General features: G+C 57.0%; 21 protein-coding genes, 1 tRNA gene and 1 pseudogene. 8 read left to right on the forward strand and 15 right to left on the reverse strand.

Going from position 1 to position 21,174, the window contains the following annotated elements; translation table 11 throughout:
* Positions 1-96: 96 nt before the first annotated feature.
* Complete coding sequence (locus NDO75_RS26160) at positions 97-681, reverse strand: hypothetical protein (RefSeq protein ID WP_310909474.1); 585 nt, start codon at positions 679-681, stop codon at positions 97-99.
* Between the two features lie 271 nt (positions 682-952).
* Positions 953-1,084 (reverse strand): hypothetical protein, encoded by a 132-nt coding sequence (locus tag NDO75_RS26165; RefSeq protein ID WP_310909475.1) that lies wholly within the window; start codon positions 1,082-1,084, stop codon positions 953-955.
* 532 nt (positions 1,085-1,616) lie between these two features.
* Between NDO75_RS26165 and NDO75_RS26170 the strand changes: the two genes are divergently transcribed.
* Positions 1,617-1,691 (forward strand) — tRNA-Glu (locus NDO75_RS26170).
* Between the two features lie 859 nt (positions 1,692-2,550).
* Positions 2,551-3,246 carry a ZIP family metal transporter gene (locus NDO75_RS26180; protein ID WP_310909476.1) on the forward strand — a complete coding sequence of 232 codons (696 nt, stop codon included), beginning with the start codon at positions 2,551-2,553 and terminating at the stop codon, positions 3,244-3,246.
* A 103-nt stretch (positions 3,247-3,349) separates the two neighbouring features.
* On the opposite strand, the gene NDO75_RS26185 is transcribed toward NDO75_RS26180, so the two are convergent.
* Positions 3,350-4,423 (reverse strand): hypothetical protein, encoded by a 1,074-nt coding sequence (locus NDO75_RS26185; RefSeq protein WP_310909477.1) that lies wholly within the window; start codon positions 4,421-4,423, stop codon positions 3,350-3,352.
* A gap of 491 nt (positions 4,424-4,914) precedes the next feature.
* Here NDO75_RS26185 and NDO75_RS26190 point away from each other — a divergent pair, with 491 nt between their 5' ends.
* Both NDO75_RS26190 and NDO75_RS26195 read left to right on the forward strand, forming a co-directional pair.
* Positions 4,915-5,502, forward strand: coding sequence for a hypothetical protein (locus tag NDO75_RS26190; RefSeq protein WP_310909478.1), 588 nt, complete (start codon positions 4,915-4,917; stop codon positions 5,500-5,502).
* 48 nt (positions 5,503-5,550) lie between these two features.
* Positions 5,551-5,781, forward strand: coding sequence for a hypothetical protein (locus tag NDO75_RS26195; protein ID WP_310909479.1), 231 nt, complete (start codon positions 5,551-5,553; stop codon positions 5,779-5,781).
* Positions 5,782-5,843: 62 nt separating this feature from the next.
* Here NDO75_RS26195 and NDO75_RS26200 read toward each other — a convergent pair whose 3' ends face one another.
* Positions 5,844-8,378, reverse strand: coding sequence for a cation-translocating P-type ATPase (locus NDO75_RS26200; protein ID WP_310909480.1), 2,535 nt, complete (start codon positions 8,376-8,378; stop codon positions 5,844-5,846).
* A gap of 124 nt (positions 8,379-8,502) precedes the next feature.
* Positions 8,503-8,913, reverse strand: coding sequence for a CopG family ribbon-helix-helix protein (locus NDO75_RS26205; protein ID WP_310909481.1), 411 nt, complete (start codon positions 8,911-8,913; stop codon positions 8,503-8,505).
* A gap of 101 nt (positions 8,914-9,014) precedes the next feature.
* Here NDO75_RS26205 and NDO75_RS26210 point away from each other — a divergent pair, with 101 nt between their 5' ends.
* Positions 9,015-9,806, forward strand: a complete 792-nt coding sequence (locus NDO75_RS26210; protein ID WP_310909482.1) for a hypothetical protein — start codon at positions 9,015-9,017, stop codon at positions 9,804-9,806.
* Between the two features lie 115 nt (positions 9,807-9,921).
* Here NDO75_RS26210 and NDO75_RS26215 read toward each other — a convergent pair whose 3' ends face one another.
* The 6 genes from NDO75_RS26215 to NDO75_RS26240 form a co-directional block, all read right to left on the reverse strand.
* Complete coding sequence (locus NDO75_RS26215) at positions 9,922-10,815, reverse strand: cation diffusion facilitator family transporter (RefSeq protein WP_310909483.1); 894 nt, start codon at positions 10,813-10,815, stop codon at positions 9,922-9,924.
* A 10-nt stretch (positions 10,816-10,825) separates the two neighbouring features.
* Positions 10,826-12,058 (reverse strand): phage integrase SAM-like domain-containing protein, encoded by a 1,233-nt coding sequence (locus tag NDO75_RS26220; RefSeq protein WP_310909484.1) that lies wholly within the window; start codon positions 12,056-12,058, stop codon positions 10,826-10,828.
* A complete protein-coding gene (locus NDO75_RS26225) occupies positions 12,055-12,513 on the reverse strand; it encodes a hypothetical protein (protein WP_310909485.1) in 459 nt (152 codons plus the stop codon). The genes NDO75_RS26220 and NDO75_RS26225 overlap by 4 nt, the downstream gene beginning before the upstream one ends.
* Positions 12,514-12,516: 3 nt before the next feature.
* Positions 12,517-13,059, reverse strand: coding sequence for a hypothetical protein (locus NDO75_RS26230; RefSeq protein WP_310909486.1), 543 nt, complete (start codon positions 13,057-13,059; stop codon positions 12,517-12,519).
* 360 nt (positions 13,060-13,419) lie between these two features.
* Complete coding sequence (locus tag NDO75_RS26235) at positions 13,420-13,827, reverse strand: hypothetical protein (RefSeq protein WP_310909487.1); 408 nt, start codon at positions 13,825-13,827, stop codon at positions 13,420-13,422.
* A complete protein-coding gene (locus tag NDO75_RS26240; RefSeq protein WP_310909488.1) occupies positions 13,824-14,642 on the reverse strand; it encodes a ParA family protein in 819 nt (272 codons plus the stop codon). The genes NDO75_RS26235 and NDO75_RS26240 overlap by 4 nt, the downstream gene beginning before the upstream one ends.
* A 422-nt stretch (positions 14,643-15,064) precedes the next feature.
* Here NDO75_RS26240 and NDO75_RS26245 point away from each other — a divergent pair, with 422 nt between their 5' ends.
* Both NDO75_RS26245 and NDO75_RS26250 read left to right on the forward strand, forming a co-directional pair.
* Positions 15,065-15,739: a helix-turn-helix domain-containing protein gene (locus NDO75_RS26245; protein WP_310909489.1), complete on the forward strand. Its 675-nt coding sequence runs from the start codon at positions 15,065-15,067 to the stop codon at positions 15,737-15,739.
* On the forward strand, positions 15,736-16,431 hold the full coding sequence (locus tag NDO75_RS26250; protein ID WP_310909490.1) for a nucleotidyltransferase family protein: 696 nt from the start codon (positions 15,736-15,738) through the stop codon (positions 16,429-16,431). Before NDO75_RS26245 ends, NDO75_RS26250 begins: the two co-directional genes overlap by 4 nt.
* An 84-nt stretch (positions 16,432-16,515) precedes the next feature.
* Here NDO75_RS26250 and NDO75_RS26255 read toward each other — a convergent pair whose 3' ends face one another.
* From NDO75_RS26255 to NDO75_RS26265, 3 genes are all read right to left on the reverse strand, one after another.
* Positions 16,516-16,869 carry a hypothetical protein gene (locus NDO75_RS26255; protein ID WP_310909491.1) on the reverse strand — a complete coding sequence of 118 codons (354 nt, stop codon included), beginning with the start codon at positions 16,867-16,869 and terminating at the stop codon, positions 16,516-16,518.
* 75 nt (positions 16,870-16,944) lie between these two features.
* A complete protein-coding gene (locus NDO75_RS26260) occupies positions 16,945-17,379 on the reverse strand; it encodes a TRAM domain-containing protein (RefSeq protein ID WP_310909492.1) in 435 nt (144 codons plus the stop codon).
* A gap of 58 nt (positions 17,380-17,437) precedes the next feature.
* A complete protein-coding gene (locus NDO75_RS26265; protein ID WP_235853691.1) occupies positions 17,438-18,004 on the reverse strand; it encodes a hypothetical protein in 567 nt (188 codons plus the stop codon).
* 131 nt (positions 18,005-18,135) lie between these two features.
* Here NDO75_RS26265 and NDO75_RS26270 point away from each other — a divergent pair, with 131 nt between their 5' ends.
* The gene (locus tag NDO75_RS26270) at positions 18,136-18,807 is read left to right on the forward strand and encodes a tyrosine-type recombinase/integrase (RefSeq protein ID WP_310909493.1); all 672 of its coding nucleotides are present in this window, start codon (positions 18,136-18,138) and stop codon (positions 18,805-18,807) included.
* 48 nt (positions 18,808-18,855) lie between these two features.
* Here the strand turns inward: NDO75_RS26270 and NDO75_RS26275 are convergent.
* A pseudogene (locus NDO75_RS26275) lies at positions 18,856-21,174 on the reverse strand (type II restriction endonuclease subunit M); the annotation flags it as partial.

The following is a 21,174-nucleotide window of genomic DNA, read 5'->3' on the forward strand; positions in this document are numbered from 1 at the left end:
AGCGCCCAGTTTGCCAGCACTAATCGCAGCCAAATCAGCAACTACTGTTCAGCCATGGGAGGACATCAAGACTGAGTAGGAGGTGAAAGAGGGGGACTACTCATATCGGGAGATGATCTCCAAGATTTCGACAAACGTCGCCAATACCGGATAATCAACCTCCAGACCCTCGTAGAGATACGAACAGAGGTCAGTGTAGGCATCCACGTCTGCCGACCGATCGATTCGATGAGCGTGGATTTCCTCCTGCCGTTGCTGGATCCAACTCTTACATTCATCATTCAACGTGTGAAGTGTGTCGTATCGATCGGTCAGTTCAGTATCTGAGATTCCCTGTGATTCCGTAGAATCAAGTTCTGCAATCGCCTCTCGAATCTCTTGAACCGTAGATTGCGCGTCTTTGAGGGTAGTGAATTCATCCTGGAGCGTCTCTAGAAAGACCCGGCGGTTGTCGATACAGCGCTGTGCGGCCTCGAGGAGTTGTTGTTTGATGAGCGGTGAGAACGTAGTCGCTTCCGAAATTAGAACCAGCACGTCGACACCGAATTCGGCACTGAAGCTTGCCTCGAACGAATCACCGTACACGTCGCCGTAGTGGTCGACCGCCATCACAGTGTCATGATACCACGGCTCGATGGTATCACGGATCGACTTCTCTTCGGATGTAAGGTTCTGATCCACTCCAACAACGGACCGTTCGAACCGAGGAGTCTGTGTGTCGACGGTCTGAATACGCTGGCGAAACCGTTGGAATGCTCGACATTCGCGTTCGACCTCGCGTCGTTCTCGCCGAACACTATCGAGGGCAGCATCCGTGTATGTCGGCCACGAGCCTTGTGCGAGCGTCATCGGCAGCGTGTGTCTCCATACTGGTGGTCCGAAGCACAGTCAGTGTCGGCCATATGGTGTCCGAGCGATTCCGGAGCGCACAGCTCGCAGTGTACGCGGCCGCCTACCCGGAGAACGAACTGTACGAGACGCTACCTTGATCGACGATGGTCTGGCTTTCGGGAACGTCTCCGTCCGGTGGCATACTCCCCTCCGCGGGACCGCCGGGTTCGCCGACGACGATCCGACCGACCATCCCCAGGGATTTGTGCGGAATACAGAAATAATCGTACGTGCCCGTGTGGTATCGAACGTGTGCTCGAACGTTGCGCCTTGCTCACTCAGAACCTCACTGTTGAACGCTTCCGCTCCGTCGGGAATCCGCGTCACCTCTGCTGAACTCGTTCCCTCTTTGTAGGCGGTTGCTGAGTGACTTCCACTCTGGATTTCGAACGTGACTGTCTCCCCGGATTCGACGAATAGACCAATGGGATCGAAATAGTACTCGCTCCCTTCGGTGACCATCATAACGGTATTTGAGTCTCCTGACCCACCAACTGTCTCCTGCGTTTCAGTCGTGGTCGGCTCACCGCCACCATCTCCGTTCCCAGAACTACTGCATCCAGCGAGACCAGTTACGCCACCTGTTGCGAGAATCCCGGCTGTCTTGAGAACCTGTCGGCGCTCCATACTTCCCTATCATAGGCCCCAACATAAGGGGGAACAGCGGATTCCCACTGAGTAGGACACTGGCCGTATTTGAAGTACTGAGACCCCAAGCTAGGGGTGCTCCGTTGGTGTAGCTCGGCCAATCATCTCGGTATCTCACGCTGAAGACCGAGGTTCAAATCCTCGACGGAGTATTCTCGACCGGTTACCGACGAGGAGAAGAAAAGTCTCCCAAGAACGAAGTGAAATAGATGGTTGACCGATGTACAGATTTGAGTCAAGAATATGCTGACTTCTTTGCGAACTAACCTTGCTCGATGCACCGTTGTCGAACTCGTCGTTATCACGTTTCCGGTCGGAGCCGGTCTGGTGGTGGGAGTCAGCTTGTTTTCAATCCCGATAGTGCTCCTTGGGTGGTTTGGAAGTGGATTGGCCGGACTCATAATTGCACTCAGCGCGAGTCGAACATCGAAGAGTGATTACAGTCTCGTACAGTGGCCACGGCCACAGATACCGGGAGACATTCTGATTAATGGAATCGCGTACAACAGCGTGGTACTGCTTGGCACGGTTCTCGCACAGGTGGTGTGACTCGCCTCGAATAGCCCACTCCTTGGCGTCGGGATCGGCGTGATATTACCGCTCTGGTTTCTCAACCATATTCATCTCCTAGTGTTTCTGGGCGAGTCGTAATTGGTTCAGAGCATCCTGGTTGCACCAAGATACGCGCCGCCGAACCGGACAGCGTTGTACACTCCGTGAATAAGTGACGGAACGGCCAAATCGTCCGTGGACTCGTAGGTCCCACCAAGTACAAGGGCAAGTACAAACACGATTTCTTTCGGAGATCCGTTTGCACTCTTCCGAGAGTGACCGCAGATAGACCAGGGGGCTGGAGGAGTCCTCACGGAGAGAAGGTAGATTTTCGCGCTACGGGACGGGATACTACTAAAATCCTCGATAGCGGAGTAAGGGCTTTCCGAGTCAAACCCGAATTACGGGTAGGTTAATAGCGTGGCCACCAGCTATCTGACAGCGCTCCTATTGAGTTCGATGCCGGCCCTTGGGAACATCTCCGGTGGGCTCGTCGCCGAACGGTTCGAGATCTCCGGCGATACACTCAGCTTAGCCCTCGACGTTGCGGCGGGCATTATCCTCGCTGTCGTCGGTATCGAGCTGCTTCCGACGACGTTGGAAGCCGACCCGCCGTGGCTCGTGCTCGTCGTTTTCCTCGCGGGAGGATTCTTCTCGATCGGTCTCGACAGCCTCACAGACCTCATCGCCGCTCGAACCGGCGGGGGACGTGCAGAGTCAGGTGCCTGGGGTATTTTCGCCGGCGTCGCCGTCGATCTCTTTAGCGACGGCGTGATGATCGGAGCTGGGTCGACGATTTCGCTAGGTCTTGGACTCCTCCTCGCACTCGGTCAGGTTCCTGCCGACATTCCCGAGGGCTTCGCCACGATTGCCACCTTCAAATCGAAGGACGTTCCGCGCCGAACACGACTCCTGTTGTCCCTCTCGTTCGCACTTCCAATCTTTCTCGGTGTCACGGTCGGGTACTGGCTCGTCCGTGGTCAACCTGCGATCGTCAAGTTCGGGCTGCTCGCCTTTACAGCCGGAATCCTGCTCACGGTTGCCGTCGAGGAGATCATTCCCGAAGCACACAAGGAAGGTGAGGCCCGGCTGGCTGCCGTCGCACTCGTGGGAGGATTCGCCCTGTTTACGTTCATCTCTATCTTTTTGGGGTAGTCTCGACCTTCACTTTCTTCAGACATTTACGGAATTCTATTTCAGATATGTGTTTTCTCGCTCTACTTATCTTCGATACTCTCCATACATGGAAGGTACCCATTCAGAGTATGTTGAGTACACTGAAGGCCATTACACCAACATACACAACGTAGAGACCGTCGAACAGCAGGACTTGCAATCGCGTGAACCCGTGTTCAGCCGCTCCCCAGTGGGTCAGTCCCGCGTACACGGCCGGCATCAGCGCCACAAATAGCAGATTCACCCAATAGAGTTGAAAGTCCTCGATTGGAACCGTGACGAGTGCGAGCGGTACGAATGCTACGGTCATCGTGACAGCGTTGTCACCGATGACGCTCGTCGTCCCGGCGGTGACCTGACCGCTTCTGACGACGCTCCACGTCGCGAACATCTCGGGGATCGCCGTCACGATCGCCGTCACGAATAACCCACCCACGAGCCTCGAGATCCCGAGTGCAGCCACGATGTTCTCCGTCGAGAGAACGATACCGTACGCTCCCGACGCAAGGACGACCAGCCCGGCACCGGCAAGGCCGAGTTCTTTCTTGGCCCACTGCACGTCCTCCGACCCGGAGCGACCCCTGAAGAACGCTTGGCCCAGATACGCGAGGTAGGCTGCCCCCATAATCCACCCATCGATGGGCTGGAGTCCCCGCCCGGATTCCGGCAACGTGAGGACGGCGACCAGACCAAGGATGCCGAGATACGGCAGTATCAGGACGGTAACGGCCTCCTTTTGAATCCGAAGGAGATTCTCCTGGCGGTGGCGACCGTGCGTCGCTGTTTGGCCGTCAGACGACGTGCTCCCCTGCCCACCGTCATGACGCGTATCTTGCCCCTCCGTTCCGCCGCCGAGGTCTCGCTTCCGCGAGGCGACGTAGGCGATAGTAACGATAAGTGGAATGGAGATGATGTTCGACCCGAGCATCATTCCCAGCCCGATGTCGGAGACACCGCGATAGGCACTCGTGACGTTGATGCCGATCTCGGAGCCAGCGGCAGCGATCCCGACGAGGGCACCACCTGCGACCGCGGTCAATCCCAACTGTCGGCGGAGCTTCTTAATTGGATGCGAAAGTTGTTCGGCACCCCAGTGAGCAGCGAAGACCCCGATGACCAGAATGACCGCCCACAGCCACGGACTCAGCTGGACCATACCTGTCGAACGGAGATACGTGCCGGGGATCCATAGTAGGTGGGTCGGACTAGTGTTAGAACGTGACGACGGTATAGCATCCGGTGGCGTACTTTTCTCATGGGGCTCCACAGAAGTGGCACACCGTCGTCCATGGGGTGACGCATATCTCTCCGAGTGGCTCTCTCGAATCAGTCAGGTAGAAGTGGCTCCCTGTCCAAGACCGAATAATGTCACCGGAAGAGCCTCAACCACGGGAGGGTTCCTCCCGTGGACAGACCGCTCGAATAGAGGGTCTGTTCAGCCACTCTCTATACTTCTCGCCGCGATCTTTACGCTAACTCAAGTCCCCGTCGCGTCCGCCCACGGTACAACCGGAAGCGGTGGACTCTCCCAAGGACATGTTGCTATCCTTGCTCTCGTCGGTGCCGTTATCCTCGGCGGATTCATCCTTCTCAAACGGACCGATCGTATCACACCAATAACATCACTGTAGTGTCATTCGCGCAGTCATGCGTGATCCAGTTGCGCGTCGCTTCGGCATCGGCGTCGGTGTCGTATTAGCACTCTTTTTCGTTACTGTAACGGGCTACCTCTCGTTTTTCCCCGAAGAAGGCTTCCCCGAGGAGGTGACGGTCGTCGTTCTGCCCGCAATTTATCAGCTGGTATCGTGGCCCACCCTCGAAATCGCGATTCCGCATCTCCCGTTCGTACACATCCCGTTCTTCCTGGCCCTGTCACCTGGCCAGGTCATCGTCGTCGGGATGCTGAGCACTCTCATCGGGTTGAACGCCGCTCTCATCGCCCGTCACTGGCGCGTCGAGGAACGAGCCGGTATGACCGAAGGGACCGCCGGGAGTGCTGCAATCGTCGGGGCGTGTACCTGTGGGTGCTGCGGGCCACTCGTCGCGAAGATCGCGGTGCTTGCTGCCGGGCCATCGATTGCTGCCCCGCTCTACTGGGTGTTCGTCGATTCGGCCTCGCCGCTCAGTGCAGTATTCATCGTCGGAAGTCTCCTCCTGTTTACTGGCAGTCTGCTCTACTCGGTCCAAACAGCCCGACAGCCCGATCAATCGGCTGCCATCATCCCGGCCGACTGAAATGACGGATCTGCCGTGAGAACACGGTTTGAGCGAGCGTCTCACAATATGAAGGGGCAACGTCGACAGTACGTGTTTTTGGGACTAGCAGCGGTACTGATCGTTGTCGGCACACTCGGAACCGGCTTCCTCCCGTCGACCCCGTTCTACAGGCGGTGCAGGCTGAGTGCCTCGGGGCTTGACCTCGAGGCGGTTCACCAGAACCTCTCTGGAGGCATCATCGTCGCAGGCTTTGCGGTCGGGCACACGGGCCTCCGTGCCTTCGAATTTCTCGAATAAATCACGAAGGCCGTCTTCATCCGGTCACAGCAGGTATCTGCCGCTTCGCGGGGTTGGAGCCGCTACTCGTTAAGCAGGTCTCGAAACGAATTCGCCGCGAGAAGACCACCGGTCGCCACGACCGCTCCCATCGCAAACACTGGATTCAGCAACCCCGTCGCCGCGAGGGGGATCGTGATCCCATTATAGAGCAGCGCTAGCCCGTTGTTCTGTTTCACACGTCGACGAGCCGCATCTGCGAGGTCGAACGTCGTCTCCACCGCCGCAAGGTCGTCATCGACGATAGAAATATCCGCGGCATCGGACGCGAGCGCGGTCCCACCGCCGAGCGAGATACCCAGATCGGCCGTGGCGAGCGCCGGGGCATCGTTCGTCCCATCACCGATCATCGCGACCTGTCCACGGGACTGTAGCCGCCGAATCGTCGCAGTCTTGCCCGCCGGCGGAACCCCTGCAAACACGTGGTCGACTCCGGGGTGAGTGCCGAGGAAGTCAGTGGCGGCCTCGTCATCGCCAGTCAGAACGACGATCTCCATATCACGGGTACTCAACTGAGTGAGCGTGTCGTCCCAGCCCGCTCGTGGCTCGTCGCCCACGACGATGACACCTTCCGCACGACCATCACGACCGACGAGAACCGGAAGCCGCCCGACATCACGGGCCGCTGTTGCCCGAGTTTCGAGGGCGTCGCTCACCGACCACTCTAGATCCGCAAAGAGCTCGAGATTGCCTGCGAGAACCCGCGTATCGTCAACAACCCCTTCGACGCCGGTCGCGTGGCTCGTGAACTCGGAGATGTTACGTACTCGCTCGCGGTCGTCTTCATTCGCGACCCCACCATCAGATCTGGGACCCCTGCCAGCTTGCTCTTCTTGAGCGAATGCGGTCACGATCGCGTCCGCCGCCGGATGCGATGCTCGCTGCTCCAGGTCTGCGACGGCGGCCAACAGATCTGCCGGTGCATCCGACTCTAGAACCTCCATCCGACCGGTCGTGATGGTGCCTGTCTTGTCGAAGACGACGACGTCGACGTTCCGAAGGCGCTCGAAGACGGTTTCGTCGAACACGACGATGCCGCGGGTCACTGCTTCCTCGATACTCGTTGCGACGGAAAGCGGCGTTGCGAGTCCGAGTGCCCATGGACACCCGACCAAGAGCACTGACAACGCCGTCAGGACGGCGAGCGGGACGCCAGCCCCCACCACGAGTGACCAGCCGCCGGCGAGAACAGCCCCAACCACGACGACTGGAATGACGAATGACGCCAACCGGTCGGCCTGTCGCTGGACGCCGTGGTCCCCACTCTGGAGATTCCAGACCGACTTGATGAGGCGGTCGATACTGCTGGATGCACTGTCACTCACCGTGAGGACAGCGGCGCCGTTCGTGACGACCGCGCCGCCGACGAGGTCATCGCCCGCTCGCTTCAGCACCGGGAGCGATTCGCCCGTCACGACTGCCTCGTCTACCGTACACTCGCCCTCGGCAAGCACCCCATCGACCGGGATGCGTTCGCCCTCACGGACGAGCACGGTCTCTCCTGGTTCGAGATCACTCACGTCGACTGTCGTCGTGGTCCCATCGGCGTCATATCGTCGGGCGTCAGTAACCCGCGAGATGGTGAGGTCCGTCAGGCGGTCCATCGCTCGCTGTTTGCTCAGTGATTCGTAGAAGATCGCAGCGACCACACTCGCAGCAACCACGATCGTCAGGTCGTAGAAGACGTCGATCCGCCCGAGGAGAAACGCGATCGTGCTGTACACGTAGGCACTCACGACGGAGAGTGCGACGAGCAGATCCGTATTCGGCTGTCGCATCTTCAGACTGACATACGCACCCTGTAAGAGCGGAAGGCCGGTGAATACCAGGACCACACCCGTCAGGACGAGAAAGAGCGGCAGGATCAACAGGCCATCTCCACCGCCGAGCCCAGACGCACTCGCGTACATGTCCAGCGTCCCATCGCCGAAGAACGACGAGAGCTGCGCTGGATAGAGGAGCACCGCGTACGGCAGGAGCATGAACGTCCCGAAAATAACGCCCGCAGCGTAGCGAAACCCGAGCACCTCGTCGATGTCTCGCCCACCCGTCTCGTCTTGCCGCCGCGACTGGCCGACAACAGTCGTTGGACCATCACTGCCACCGTCACGACGTGTTGCCGTATAGCCCAGCGGACTCAGCGCGTCACAGAGGGCGTCCGCCGAGATGCTCGTGGGATCGTACTCAACGCGAATCGTTTCGGTTACGTAGCTCGCTGCAGCGTCAGTGACTCCCGCACAGTCTTCGGCAATCGACTCCAGATAGGTTTCACACGTCGCACAGTGCATCCCCTCTACTTGGAGAAAGACCCGTGACTCGGCCCGCTCCCCGTGGATGTCTGTTTCGCATTCACCAGCGTCATCGTCAGCGCCGGGCCCACCCGTGGGTCCGTGTGTCGTCTCCGGGCGACTGGAATGCTCTTGGTCACCGAGGACGCGCTGGATGTCCCGGCACCCGGTAGAACAGTAGACGGCGCCGTCTTCACCCGCGACTCGATCATTGGGGACAGCGCCACCACAGAGCGCACACGTGGCAGGTGATGATTGTGATGGAGACACAGCAGATTACCACCGACGTAGAGAGGTACGGCCTCGGCCGTGGAACGTAGGCAGCGATCTCAGTTGGATAGCCATTACTGGGGGTACAGATGCATCGATATTAATGCTGTTCGGAGAAGCCGCTTCAATCCTGAGATTTCTCGGCGAGTTCCGGTTGGAGGAACATGACGTTCACGCGACCGACGGCATCGAAATCTCGGAGTCGGTACACCAACTCCCGGATTCGTGCTGCAGGGCCTTGACAAAAGATCGTCTCGAGACACCACTCCCCGTGGTGCATATGTTGTGTGGTGCCGATGACATCCTCGAAGTCATGCTGGACGGTATGGAGTTCGCCGATGACGAGTGTATGCTCATAATCGAACGCCAGCGCCGCAACGGCAGGACCTTCTAACCCTTCGAGTTCCGTGTGACGCTCGATGTATTCGTGAATCGCCTCGCGGACGGCACGGGAACGTGATTCCAATCCTTCGTCTTGCCACGTCGTATCGAACGATTCGAGAACCTCTTGCGGAATATTCAAACTCGTTCTCATATCTAAGCCATAGACGGCGCTCCTCAAGAGCGTCATTATTACGATCTCCCGAATCGGGTCATAACAACCCGTATAAGCGATCTCACTCTGCTATCGAGTAGATGGCCAACGGAGTTCTCGGACTCGCACTCGGGGCAAGTGCTCTCGGTCTCACTCACGGGCTCGCCCCAGGGCACGGATGGGCGATTGCAGCGAGTTACGCGCTCGATAAACAGAACAAATGGTTCTATGCCGCTGCATCGAGCCTCATTCTCGGAATCGGACATCTCATTAGTAGTATCGCGATGGTGGTCGTGTACTTCTGGGCACTCTCGTACTTCGACCTCACCCAGATTAGTTGGATGAACTACGTCGCCGGAGCGTTACTCATCACCCTCGGGATCTGGCAATACTTCAATGGACATGATCACACCGCGTCGGATGACGATGACGACCACGGTGACCATCACGAGCACGACGGCCACGATCAAGATCACGCCCACCACAGTCACGATCACACCCACGACCACGACGAGAGCCGAGGATGGATTGCTCGAGTTCGGCGGGTAGTTCCGTTCGTTGGCCAGACCGACCATTCACACTCCCACGACCACCTCGACGAGACGCCGGATCGCGGGCTCTACGGAATGGCAGCTCTCGCGTTCGCCCTCGGATTCACGCACAACGAGGAATTCGATATCATCGCCATCTGCACCGGCTCGACTTATTGTCTCGAATTGATGCTCCTTTATTCGCTGGCCGTCATTACGTCACTCGTCGGTGTGACGCTGTTGCTCGTGGCAGGCTACCAGCGCTACGAGGACCGGCTCGAAGACTACGCCGAGTACCTACCAGCATTCACGGCGACAATCCTCATCGTGATGGGTATCGGGTTCATCCTCGGCATCTTCTAGCGACGGTCGGCTTCCCGCAGGCGACTCCGCTCTCCTCCGGAACGTTTGACGGTGTCCTCGGTTCAGTCGACGTCACCGGCCCCGGACGTTCGATCCATCGGACCCACGGCGAGCGTCAGGTGAGCGTGTGTTCGTGACTCTCAGCGACGACCTCGACGGTCGCATGAGTGATATCGAACTCCGACGTGAGCAGGTCGTGAATGTCGGCGACGAGCGAATCTCGCTCCTCGAGCGACGATGTCGCGTCCTCGACGTAGATGGACGCGACGCTGATCTGGCTGGAGAGTGCCCAGATGTGAAGATCTTCTATCGTTTCAACGCCGTCGAGATCCTCGATGCTCGCCCGGACTTCATCCACGTCGACGGGGCTCCCTTGGAAGAAGATGGCTCCGCTCTCCCGTAATAAGATAATCGCCGACCAGATGATGAGCATGGCGATGAGCACGGCGGTCAACGGGTCGGCGATCAGGAAGTCCGTGTACATAACGACGAGCATCGAGACGATCACGGCGATCGACGCGCCAGCGTCGCCCAACAAGTGATAGAACGCACCACGTTCGTTCAGGCTCATCTCACCGCCCTGGAGGACATAGACGGACGCGAGGTTGATGACGAGTCCGCCGGTTGCCAGAACGAGCGTCATGCCAGCGTCGATATCGACCGGCGAGAGGTAGCGCTGGTAGGACTCCCAGACGAGGTACCCGACCATCGGAACGAGGAGGACGCCGTTGAGGAAGGCGGCGAACGGTTCGATACGGTGGAGACCGTACGACCACCGGCCGCCCGGGTTAGAACGACGGGCTATCACCGTCGCGCCGTAGGCGATGACGTATGCCAACGCATCGAAGAGCATGTGGAGTGCGTCGCCAACGAGCGCCACCGAACCGAACATGAGACCGCCGGCAAGTTCGATGATGAAGCCGACGAGGTTGATTGCGGCGACGAGACCGAGTTTTCGGGCGCTCCGTTCTCCTTGTTCGGCCGCTCTGTCATGCTCGTGGGACGCCATTCTATGTGACTTATTCTACACTATCGACATCAGAAATCGCTTCCGTTGCGACATCCCCTAGTTCACCTGCTTCGATATGAGAATACCGTTCACGGACCATCTCTTCTGAGTTGTCGAGATATCTTGCTGCGACGGTATATCCGAACGCTCGGACGAGTACCTCCCCCATCCCTCGTCGGCCACCGTGTGGTGCGAGATAGTCGTGTTTCGGATGGTCAACGTCGACCTGACCATCTTCTGAGAGTCGTTGGAGAATCGACCGTGCTCCATCCGTCGTGATCGACGGCGGCCGAATGTCCTCGTCGAGCGCTAGGAGGAGGTCACGGGCGTACTCGCCACGTCGCTCGTCGATTGCATCCGGGGGGAACCCCCGGTCAGCCAGCTCATCCTGTACGAGTGTTGCAAGCGTCCGTTGGTCGAACGTCGGGAAAACCGGCCAGCGTTCCGTCGGTGGGTCCATCAGCCTTCGATAGCTCCGAAGTGGAGAGATAACTGGGTCGGGGAGACTGGCGGCGTCCCACTGCTGTTTCTTCCGGTAAACGTCCATACTCCCGTCGTCAAGCGAAATTTCCTCCCAGCGGACACCGCGCCGGCGTGGGTCGTTCGGATCCCGGAGGAGTTCTCCAACGCGGACGGCCGTGTACGCGAGGACGAACACCAGAGCCCGGTCACGAGCCGCCTTCAGCGCCGCGTAGCGTGCTCGCTGTTTGTCGAGGGGGTCAGTGTCCTCCGGAAGTGTCGTGTACGCCTCGACGGCGTCGCGGGCCTGTTCGTCGACGTAGCGGGTGAGGGCGTGGCGTTGTTCGGACGTCCAGGCCTGCTGGTCGCCGGGCTTGCGGCCGTCGTCCTCCGGCAGCGGCGCCATCGCACTCGCCCGCTGCGCGTAGTGCGCCTCGAGATACCCTTCGTTGACACACCACCCACACCACGCAGAGATATAGCGGTAATAGGTTTGTACCGTGTTCTGCTTAAGTCCCCGATCTCCCCCGAGATGCCGAGCATACTCCCGGAAGACACGTTCGTCGAGATCCTCGAAGGTCGGTTCGCGGTCGACGTCGGGGACGATCCCGGTCCAACCGTCGTCGCCGCGGTCGCCAGCGGCCCACTCGGCGAATCGCTCCAGCTCGCGCGCAGCGTTGCGTCGATAGTTCCCGCCGTCGCCACCGCGGCCTTTCCCCTTGTCTTGGAGGTAGCGCTCAAAGGAACTCGTGAGTGACTGATCAGCGCGTTCTCGGGGTGTCATGGTTCCTCGTTCGCGTACTGGTAGGTCGGACGGACGTCCTCAAGGAGCTCTTCGACGATTTCCCAGAGAATCAGGGAGGGAGTCTTGTGTTCGAATGTGATCCCCCAGCGGTCCTCCGTATCGGCGACTGAGTACTGGAAATGCGTCCGTCCCAGATCGGGATGGTCTTCGTCCTGGTGCCAGCCGGCGTGAAAGCCCGTGTTCGGGTCGGTGTAATTGATACGGAACCAATCGTGTGGGTCCTGTCGATACCACTTGACGGACAGTTCCGGCGAATCGGGGCCTGTCGGGGGATCCAGGCGGGCCGGATCGAAAGTTGCCCGCAGCTGCTTTGCCTCGATATCGTCAGGAACGTACTCGACTGTCGAAATCTGTGGAACACGGTCGAGGACGTCTCGCTTCAGTTGGGCGTAGAGGTTCGCGTTCGGATCACCACCTGGATGCGGAACTGACATCCGTTAGCTGCTGGCCTCAGCGGGCTCTGTCGTCGGCGCGAGGAAGTCCCATTCGCGGATGGCGAAGCCGACGATCTGGATACGCCGTTGAAGGTGCTCCCACTCGCGGGCGATCTCACGGCGCCGATCTTCCTCATCAGCGTCAAGGGACTCGTCAGCGAGCGTCCCGCGAAGCTGGTTCGGTGACTCGACGCCGAATTCGTCCTCCCAGTCGCGAATCTGCGCCTTCATGTCGGCGAGACTATCCGTGAGTTCCTCGACAGTGTGTCCGCTGTCCCGGAGGCGCATCGCCTCCTGCATCGCCTGACGCCGGTAATCGGGGTAGTATGTAGTGTGCGTCCCGCTGTCGTCGCGATGGAGGATCCCGTCGTCGACCAGCCGTTCGAGGACACGCTTGGTCGGCTCGTGTGACCAGCCCGCTTCAGAGGCGATCCAGTTTGCCGTCCGCGGCTCGGACAGCTGCCGGGCAACCATCCGGACCCGATCTTCACCTGTGGTTTGACTGTCCATGAGTCCCCCCTCGGAGCTCGATTCGTCTTCGGTCATACGTTACCGTTCACGCTCTACCTCCATATAGATTGAGGCCCTTCGTTCTATATCGAATACTGTATTCCGCCAGTTCTTCGACGTATCGGAGCGGAACCACAGCAAACTCGAAGCCCGGTCTCGGCGGCTCTACCCCGGGGAAAGCGTCTTTCTGAGCGGGTTGCAGCATTCGTGCTTCACCGACGGCGGCGGGGTACTTCAATCTGGTCGTGATTACGGGCATAATCATGACCACTTGCTGTAATCGGCCCATCCTCTTGATTCGGGGTTTTGGAGCCTTCTAGCGGTGAATTCCTGCACTAAGGGAATCCATATATTGTATACCGCTATATAAAATCTCGGAACTCATTCTGCGCGAGGTCACCCGTCACCGAGTTCCGAAAGGCGGGCTTGAATTTCCTCAGTATCCGCATCAGAGAGTGCCTCAGCACCGAACTGAACGAGTAACGGGTAGAAGTGGCGGTTCTTCTTGAATTCGTCCTGGCCCGCCTTTCGGAGCTTTAGCTGCGACTCGAGGTAGGTATCCTCCATTTTGTCGAGGACATCGTCGGGGATGTAGATCGTCCGCCCGTTCCACTCGTCCTTGATGTTCGTCTTCGTTTTGCTCGTTTCGTTCGTTTTACTCGTTGAATTCGATTCGGTCGTTTCGGTCGATGAACTGGTTTCCAGCGTTTCACTCACCTCACTCGTTTCGCTGGAATCGGCCTCATCGTCCTCCTCTTCGTAGTTACCCTCGATACCGGAAGCATCGCCCCAGCCGTCGCTCATGCTTCCACCTCCTCAGGCGCGGTCCTCTCGAACGTCTCGTCGAACAGGTCGGCGATTTCGTTGAACAGGTCGCGTGCATCCTCAACGCGCTGGTTCTCCTTGCCGAAGCCGAAGACGGATACCCCCTCGCCAATCGACTGGGAGAGGTCGGTTCGCTTTGGAATCTCGAACACTGGAAGGGAGTACGCCGACTTGATCTCCTCGATGGTGTCGCGGTGTTCGGCGTTCTGCTCGACACGGTTACAGACGATGGCAAGCCGATTGATGTCTCCGTACGCCTGTTCGAGGGAGCTCAGCTGCTTTGCGAAAATCTGGAGGCTGTTGGCGTTGAGCTTCTCTGGAATGACGGGTATCACGACGTTGCCGGTCGCGACCAGGGCGTTGTCGGTGAGGACGTTCAGGGATGGCGGCGTGTCGACGATGATGTAGTCGTAGTCCCTATCGAGTTCATCGAGAGTCATCTCCAGTCGTTCTCGGCTCTTGGGCGCCTCAAGCAACGTTTGGATGTTCTTGTTGTTCGCGAGCTTCTCGCTCGCAGGGAGGATGTCGAATTCCTCATGCTCGACGACGATGTCGTTCACCGACTCCATCTGGTCGAAGTCGAGGACGTCGAACAGCGTTATGCGGTCGGTGTCGTAGTACAGATCGTTGTAGCCGAGTGAGCAGGTGAGTCCCCCGTGATAATCGATATCGACCAGGAGGACGTCGTAACCCTGGGCAGCTAGCGCCCCGCCAGTGTGAATAACGTCTGTTGTCTTCCCCGCGCCTCCCTTCTGATTCGCCACGGTGATTCGTGCGGTGTTGGTGTCGGTCATTTCCTTCGTTTAACTCGTTGTGTTCGTTTCGTTCGTTTTGGTCGTTCCGTTCGTTTGGTTCGGTGAGGGTGTTTCACTCGGGGAGAGGAATACTACGATGTTAAAACCAATTGTTCGTTCCGCTCGTTGAGGCAAACACACTCGTTGCCATCAATGCATTCGTTCTATTCGTTACGTTCGTTTCACTCGTTCTGTTCATCGAGTAGAAGCCGGCCAGCCCATCCTTAACCAGTTCGTTCCTCAGAATGCGTTCAATCCATTCATTTTTCTCGTTCTGTTCGTTTTGCTCGTTGAATTCGTTATAGTCGTTCTGCGTGTTTTCAGCGGGGATCTGGACTACCTTCGAGACAAGTGGGGAGATCGTGCTTTATGGCCAGTCGAGTAAGACTTTTAACTGTTACCGGATTATTGGTAACCACCAGATGTACGAGGTGCTCGACGACACGGCGGCACAGACTATCCTCGCCATCGAGAGTGGTGACTCCATCCGTCGTGTCGCCCAACACCTCCACACGCCGTACGAGACAGTGCGACAGGCCGTCAATCGGCTCGAAGACGCAGGCTACGTTTCCTATGACGACGGCCTCACTGTAGTCGACGAGCGCGTACACGACGCAGCGCTCGAGCTCGTCGCTGCCAGCGCCGACGTCAGTCCACCCTCCATCGAGGAGTCCTACGTCATCCCACAGTTCAGTGACTGGCCGTTCGCGTTCACGCGGATCGACGCCGTCTACGTGTGGACTCAGGGCGGCTACCAGGTCGGTCGCGAGCCCGACGACTATCCACTGTTCCTCGCTGTTCGTGAGCAGGACGTCGACGCCTGGGAGACATTTTTCGAGTGGTTCGACCTCCCGACCGCATTCGAGCGACAGCCCCGAGACGAGTTGGACGGACCGTTGCAGATCGTCCTCGAGCCACGCGCGTCACTCGATCTCGAGCACGTCGAAGGGTACCCGGTGATCCCGAGAGCAGAGACAATCGAGTATATGCGCGAGAACTACGCCCAGTTCCAGTCGGGGCTGGCGATGCTCGACCGGATGTACGAGGACCTCGACCTCGGCGTCACGTATCGAGAGACCGAACGGGCACAGCCATGAGCTTCAACAACCGAAGTGACGCGCTCATCGAACTGCTCGAGGAGCTCACCCAAGAGGGCCACGAGTACGTCCTTGTCGGCGGGTACGCTGTCTCCGCGTTCAATGCTCGCTTCTCCACGGACCTCGATATCGTCGTCGCGCCGGACTCCAAGGCTGACTTCGTCGAGTTCCTCGAACAGCAGGGATTCGAGGAAACGGACAGCCACGCCAAGGGGTGGTTCTACGATACAGAGGTGATCGAGTACGAAAAGCGGCTCACGCCGCAACAGCCGATCGGCTTCGACCTCTTGGTGAACGGACTCGGGTGTCGCCAGACGGAGGCACAGTGGTCGTTCGACTACCTGTACGACCACAGTCACCAACAGGAAGTGAGCGGGGGAACAGTGACGACGACGGCTAGAGTCATCGATGGGGCAGTCCTCGTGGCTGCAAAGCTCCACAGCGGTCGCGAAACGGACCTTCGAGACATCCTAGCAGTGGCAGAAGAAATCGATCTCGACACTGTCACGCCTCACCTTCGGCGAGGGGACGACGATGCGCTACGGGAGCAGCTGGAGCGTGGACTGGAGATCACAGAGAGCGATGAACTCAAGCACGGGTATCGGAGTGACTTCGGGGCCTCAGCTGTCTCAGAAGAAACGGTCACCGCTCTCCAAGAGTATCTGTCCGCACAGATTGACCACCTGAGCTGAAGCGGTCGGGATCCCCTTGTTCGGAAGTGAAGATAGGGCCCTTCAGCGGTGCTTGCAGTCAGTCAAAAAATTGGAGGGGCGGTGTCAGTCGACCGTCGCTAACACACGGACATCCGTAGCTGAGTGTCGTTCCCGTTCAGTACGAGCACCGTGCTCGCGGAGGAACTCATCAATACGATCGGCAAGGGACTCCGCGTCCTCTCTATCAACGTGGACGATCAGCGTCGGATGTTCCTCGTCGCTGTTCTCAATCACGAGCGAGACATCCTTGAATTCGTCCGGCTGTCTATACGCCTCAAACTCATCGGCGGCCTGGTTGGCCAGGTCGTCGAGTACCTCAATCGGTTCCTTTGTCATAGATTGTATTTCGGCTTTGGAAGGTTGTGCCATCGCGAGCGCATGAAGAAAACGTGACGTGACTTTCAGAACCACCTCCATCAGACAAACTCGAACGGAGCCTTCTCACACCGATGGTTTACCGAGAAGAAGACCGATCCACGAAGGGACAGTGGGTTAGAGTGCTCGCGGATCGCTATCGACGATGCTCGCAAACGCGACGTTCTCCTGAACTTGTTCGATTTCGACTGTTGGCTCGTCGCCGGGTTGAGCGCCGGGAACGATCACGACGTACCCCCGTTCGACTTTCGCAATACCGTCTCCTTGATCACCGACGGTTTCGATTGTCACGTCGCGCACTTCTCCCTCATCAACAGGAGGACCAGATGAATCATGGCTCGTGCTCCCCTGAGAGGCGGGATGCCGTGGGCTCTGTGGAAATGTTGATTCAGCTTTGGAGGAGGATTCAAGGAGAGCGATGCGGTACGTTTCATCACCGGTCAGCGCCCCATGCTTGATCTCATTCGGAGGAATCTCGATGACGAATGTGCCATCCTCCTCCTTAATTTTCGCAGTGAACAGCGAACACAGGGAGTCTGAGATTTCTACCATAACTGGGTTTGATACTGGATACAATTAATCGGTCTCTTTTGAGAAGGAGCGACCTGGATCAACTGTCCTCAGCTGGTTCTTCCCAAGGAATGTCTCGCTTGTGGACTACAGCGAGTTTCGAGTCGTCATCATCTTCTATTGCACTAAGACCACGCTGGACGAGAGTGTGAACCTGTCCAGCAGACTCCGGGAACGAAAATTGGTCATCTTCCGCGTCAGCACGGAGTTCCAGATAATGGAGGTACAACCTGAACCTCGTATCTGCTCCGATAGGCCACCAAATCGTCCCTATCTGTTCATCTACCTGATTGTCCCAATGCTCTATGAGTTCACGGATATCGTCGACGAGCTCCTCCCCAGAGGTGCGAAGACGGAGGGAGTATTCCCGATCCCGCTCCATCTCTTCGATTATATCCTGAAGGAAAGGCTCAGCCTCCAGGGCGGTGGGTGAGGTCTGATCCGCTTCTAGAAGGTGTTCTAACGCCCGAATTTCTTCACGCCGAGCGGCTACAGCGTATGCGACATTGTACTTGTCCTCGGGGAAGATTTCGTGCTGACTCGGTTGCTGTGCCTGAGGGACAGTATCCCCAGTGGATGAGCTAAATAAGGTCTCAAAGAGTCCCATACGCTTCGTCCGGAGGGCACCTATAAGTACTTCCTGTCATATCAGACGGCAATTCTGGCGGCTGTAAACCGATTCACCTTGCCACTCGAAGAAGAAGCGGATTATCTTTGTATCGACAGACAGCGATGGATATGGTAGCAACACGAGAGAGGGCCCTTAGCGAACGCGAGTTCGAACTACTGTTAGAAGGAGCTGGGCGAATAGATGAAACACAACAGAGGCTCGAAACACGAGCGGCCATTCTCCTTGGAGGCCGTCTTGGACTTAGACCAGGAGAAACAACGCACTTGTCGAAATCGTGGGTTGACCTAGAGCGGCAGATGATCCAGATTCCCACACAGGAAAACTGTACGAAGGGACGGGATGGCGGCATCTGTGGATACTGCCGGCAGGCGGTGAAACAACGGCTGGATCACAATCCCAATACGGATTTTCAGAGCTTTGCTGAGCGTTATTGGCTCCCGAAAACAGAAGCCGCATCTCGAACAGTTCCGTACCACTTTTCGTATCGAGTTCGAGTCGCGGTTGAATTGTTACTCGACGAACATAGGGGCTGGCCGTATTCGTTCTCGACCTTACAGCGACGTCTAGAAACGGCCCTGAAATTGTCGCCAGAATTGTCTAACGACGCAACCTCATTACATGGATTACGTGCAACAGCAGCGTCTTATCACGCCGGAAGAGGCTTAGATCTTCCCGCTCTCCGAGCAATGTTCGGGTGGGAGGACATCACCACTGCACGTCAATATCTGAATGTCGACGGAGCAATGACCCGACGAGCGCTGGACAGCATTCATCAGTAAGCCTGACTGGACTAAAATCCAAGAACCGGCGTAGTGCTAGCTCAGAAGTTACTCCATTGGCCCTACGTCTCCAAGATGAGTGTATTTCTCAGTGACCCTATCGATGTAGGCTTCCGTCATAATTCGAGGATTCGATACTCGATGAAAGTCATCAAGAACGAACTGCATTTCCTCCCTATCGAGTCCGTAGGCGTGGAAAGAAGCTGCATCAATTTCGGCCTGAAGTCGCCGACGCTCTGATTCCTCTTTAGCGGGGTCAATTCCGCCGAGCCGTTCCCGCATCTCCTCGAACTTCTCACCGTAGCAGTTGAGTCGGGCCGCCCGGTCAGAAATATAGTGGAACCAGTTGTCGCCCTCTGTGAGACGCGGGACCTGTGATTCTTCCAGTTTGAACCGGACAATGTGTGAGTCGACCTTCGTCCGCATTAGGTAATCGAACGGAATGCTGTTCAGTAAACCGGTGATGACGAACAGTTCCTTGTCATCGTAGGCACGTTCATAGATTGAACGCAGGGGATACTCTGAGAGATCGTCCTGCTCCGGATTGACTTCATATGGCGAAAATGTCTGGAGTGTGTGAACACAAACGAGCCCTTTGGGTAACACAGTCGAAATCATTGTCCGTTCGTCGGTAGGTCGGGCGATATCTCGGTAGATGATCCGGTATTCCGTGAAGTCTGGAAGGAGATCATCCATACAGAGGTCCTGTCCACGGTGTTTCTGAAGAAGGTCGTTGACGAATCCCTTCTGTGATTTGCTGGTCTTCGGTCCACCAAACGCTTCGTATATGTCCTTTTTCGGCGTTCCACCGTTGTACGCCCGTTCCCGAACACGGTATTTAGCGCTCAGATCAGGCTGATCTTCATCGACACTCCATAGTGATGGGGAATCAAGACTCGAATCGAACGTATTGTCGTGCTGGAACTGGTGAATGTTTGCTCCACCGTACACAGGGTAGTCACCTTCATTTTCCTCTTCGACGAAGCGGTCAGACGCCCGTGATCGATCCAGTTCACGGTGCGGAGTGACGTTCCATTTATTGTCGATTTTTTCTCCCAACGGAGGGTGTGAGACAATACTCTCCAAGATACCCACTTCCTCAGGATGGGTAATATTGGGGAATATCCGCGCTTTCAACGAATATTGGGTTAGTACTTCTCGTGGGATCTCAACCGCTTTCTCGTCGAAATGACGGAGGACAGAAACATCATGTTGATCGAATATTCCCTTGATTTGCTCCGACTCCCCCTGGTTCTTGAACGTGAGAACAGCGAACTGATATTGTCGATGGAGATCACCGAATATTCCATGATTCTCGAAGCCAACCAACGACTGTATTTCCGCATCATTCAAAAGTTTCATCCGGAGATCTTTCGAGAAAGAGCCACTGAAGATCACTCCGGGTAGAACTTGCGCTACATACCCCTCGTCGCTCACGAGATCGAACAATCTCTCAAAGAAGAGTGCCGCAAGATTGTTTTCATTTGGATCCTTCCGTCCATCAATAACAGGTTTCTGGAGGATGTATTCAGAACCATCAGTGAAGTACCGCATTTGCTTCTCTATCTGCTCTTGATACTCCTCCCATCCCTCGGCAATCTCCTCGTCTTCCAGCAGCTGTTTCTGCATCTCGTCCTTATTCGAAGGCATCCGGGACCGGAACTGCTCATCAAACTTGACGAAGTAATCATCGCGACTCGCTCGAAGCTGGTCCCAAGGAGGATTCCCGATAATAAGATCAAAACCTCCCTGGTCGTAGACTAGCGCGAATTCGAGAATCCAATGAAAGGGGTGGAATTCTTGAACTTGATCCAGAGTGATTTCAGCGCCGGCATTATGGAACTCATCTAGCGCCTTGTTGTCCAGATTCTGACTGTAGCTGGTGATGAGCGACTCTGCCTGACGACGGGCGTTGGTTGCTTCTTTTGAGGAATTTGCCCGTTTGTGTTTCCGCTGAGCGTGGATTACGTCCTCATAATACTCGCTAACCGGTGTTTCTTCACCGATTCCATAGTTTGTGAGTGAGGTATCACCCTGTTCATTGACGGTTTCGATGAGGTCTGTAAATCCAATTAGACTGTTCCCCTGCCGAATGTTGAAATCAATATTCGGGAGCGGTTCGACCTCCCCTGGCTCGTCTTCGATATCCGCAACCATCGAGAGCCACAAACGGAGTTTACAGATCTCCACAGCGCCCTCGTCGATATCCACCCCGTAGAGATTATCCAGAATAATCGAGCGTTTGGCGTATAGCGACTCCCCACCATGCCCACCCTCGATACTTTCTAATTCCTCACGACTACGACTCTCCAGCTCCCAGCCTTGCCCTTCAGCTTCGAGCCGCTGGAAATACTCAATGCATTGCAT

Origin of the sequence: Natrinema sp. 1APR25-10V2, assembly GCF_031626495.1 — an archaeon.
GTDB lineage: Archaea > Halobacteriota > Halobacteria > Halobacteriales > Natrialbaceae > Natrinema.

Bases quoted from the DNA above. Each gene is read 5' to 3' on its own strand.
- NDO75_RS26165 (WP_310909475.1), bottom strand. From the start codon at position 1,084: ATGGTCGGTCGGATCGTCGTCGGCGAACCCGGCGGTCCCGCGGAGGGG.
- NDO75_RS26180 (WP_310909476.1), top strand. From the start codon at position 2,551: ATGCCGGCCCTTGGGAACATCTCCGGTGGGCTCGTCGCCGAACGGTTC.
- NDO75_RS26185 (WP_310909477.1), bottom strand. From the start codon at position 4,423: ATGGTCCAGCTGAGTCCGTGGCTGTGGGCGGTCATTCTGGTCATCGGG.
- NDO75_RS26190 (WP_310909478.1), top strand. From the start codon at position 4,915: ATGCGTGATCCAGTTGCGCGTCGCTTCGGCATCGGCGTCGGTGTCGTA.
- NDO75_RS26195 (WP_310909479.1), top strand. From the start codon at position 5,551: ATGAAGGGGCAACGTCGACAGTACGTGTTTTTGGGACTAGCAGCGGTA.
- NDO75_RS26205 (WP_310909481.1), bottom strand. From the start codon at position 8,913: ATGAGAACGAGTTTGAATATTCCGCAAGAGGTTCTCGAATCGTTCGAT.
- NDO75_RS26210 (WP_310909482.1), top strand. From the start codon at position 9,015: ATGGCCAACGGAGTTCTCGGACTCGCACTCGGGGCAAGTGCTCTCGGT.
- NDO75_RS26215 (WP_310909483.1), bottom strand. From the start codon at position 10,815: ATGGCGTCCCACGAGCATGACAGAGCGGCCGAACAAGGAGAACGGAGC.
- NDO75_RS26220 (WP_310909484.1), bottom strand. From the start codon at position 12,058: ATGACACCCCGAGAACGCGCTGATCAGTCACTCACGAGTTCCTTTGAG.
- NDO75_RS26225 (WP_310909485.1), bottom strand. From the start codon at position 12,513: ATGTCAGTTCCGCATCCAGGTGGTGATCCGAACGCGAACCTCTACGCC.
- NDO75_RS26230 (WP_310909486.1), bottom strand. From the start codon at position 13,059: ATGACCGAAGACGAATCGAGCTCCGAGGGGGGACTCATGGACAGTCAA.
- NDO75_RS26235 (WP_310909487.1), bottom strand. From the start codon at position 13,827: ATGAGCGACGGCTGGGGCGATGCTTCCGGTATCGAGGGTAACTACGAA.
- NDO75_RS26240 (WP_310909488.1), bottom strand. From the start codon at position 14,642: ATGACCGACACCAACACCGCACGAATCACCGTGGCGAATCAGAAGGGA.
- NDO75_RS26245 (WP_310909489.1), top strand. From the start codon at position 15,065: ATGTACGAGGTGCTCGACGACACGGCGGCACAGACTATCCTCGCCATC.
- NDO75_RS26250 (WP_310909490.1), top strand. From the start codon at position 15,736: ATGAGCTTCAACAACCGAAGTGACGCGCTCATCGAACTGCTCGAGGAG.
- NDO75_RS26255 (WP_310909491.1), bottom strand. From the start codon at position 16,869: ATGGAGGTGGTTCTGAAAGTCACGTCACGTTTTCTTCATGCGCTCGCG.
- NDO75_RS26260 (WP_310909492.1), bottom strand. From the start codon at position 17,379: ATGGTAGAAATCTCAGACTCCCTGTGTTCGCTGTTCACTGCGAAAATT.
- NDO75_RS26265 (WP_235853691.1), bottom strand. From the start codon at position 18,004: ATGGGACTCTTTGAGACCTTATTTAGCTCATCCACTGGGGATACTGTC.
- NDO75_RS26270 (WP_310909493.1), top strand. From the start codon at position 18,136: ATGGTAGCAACACGAGAGAGGGCCCTTAGCGAACGCGAGTTCGAACTA.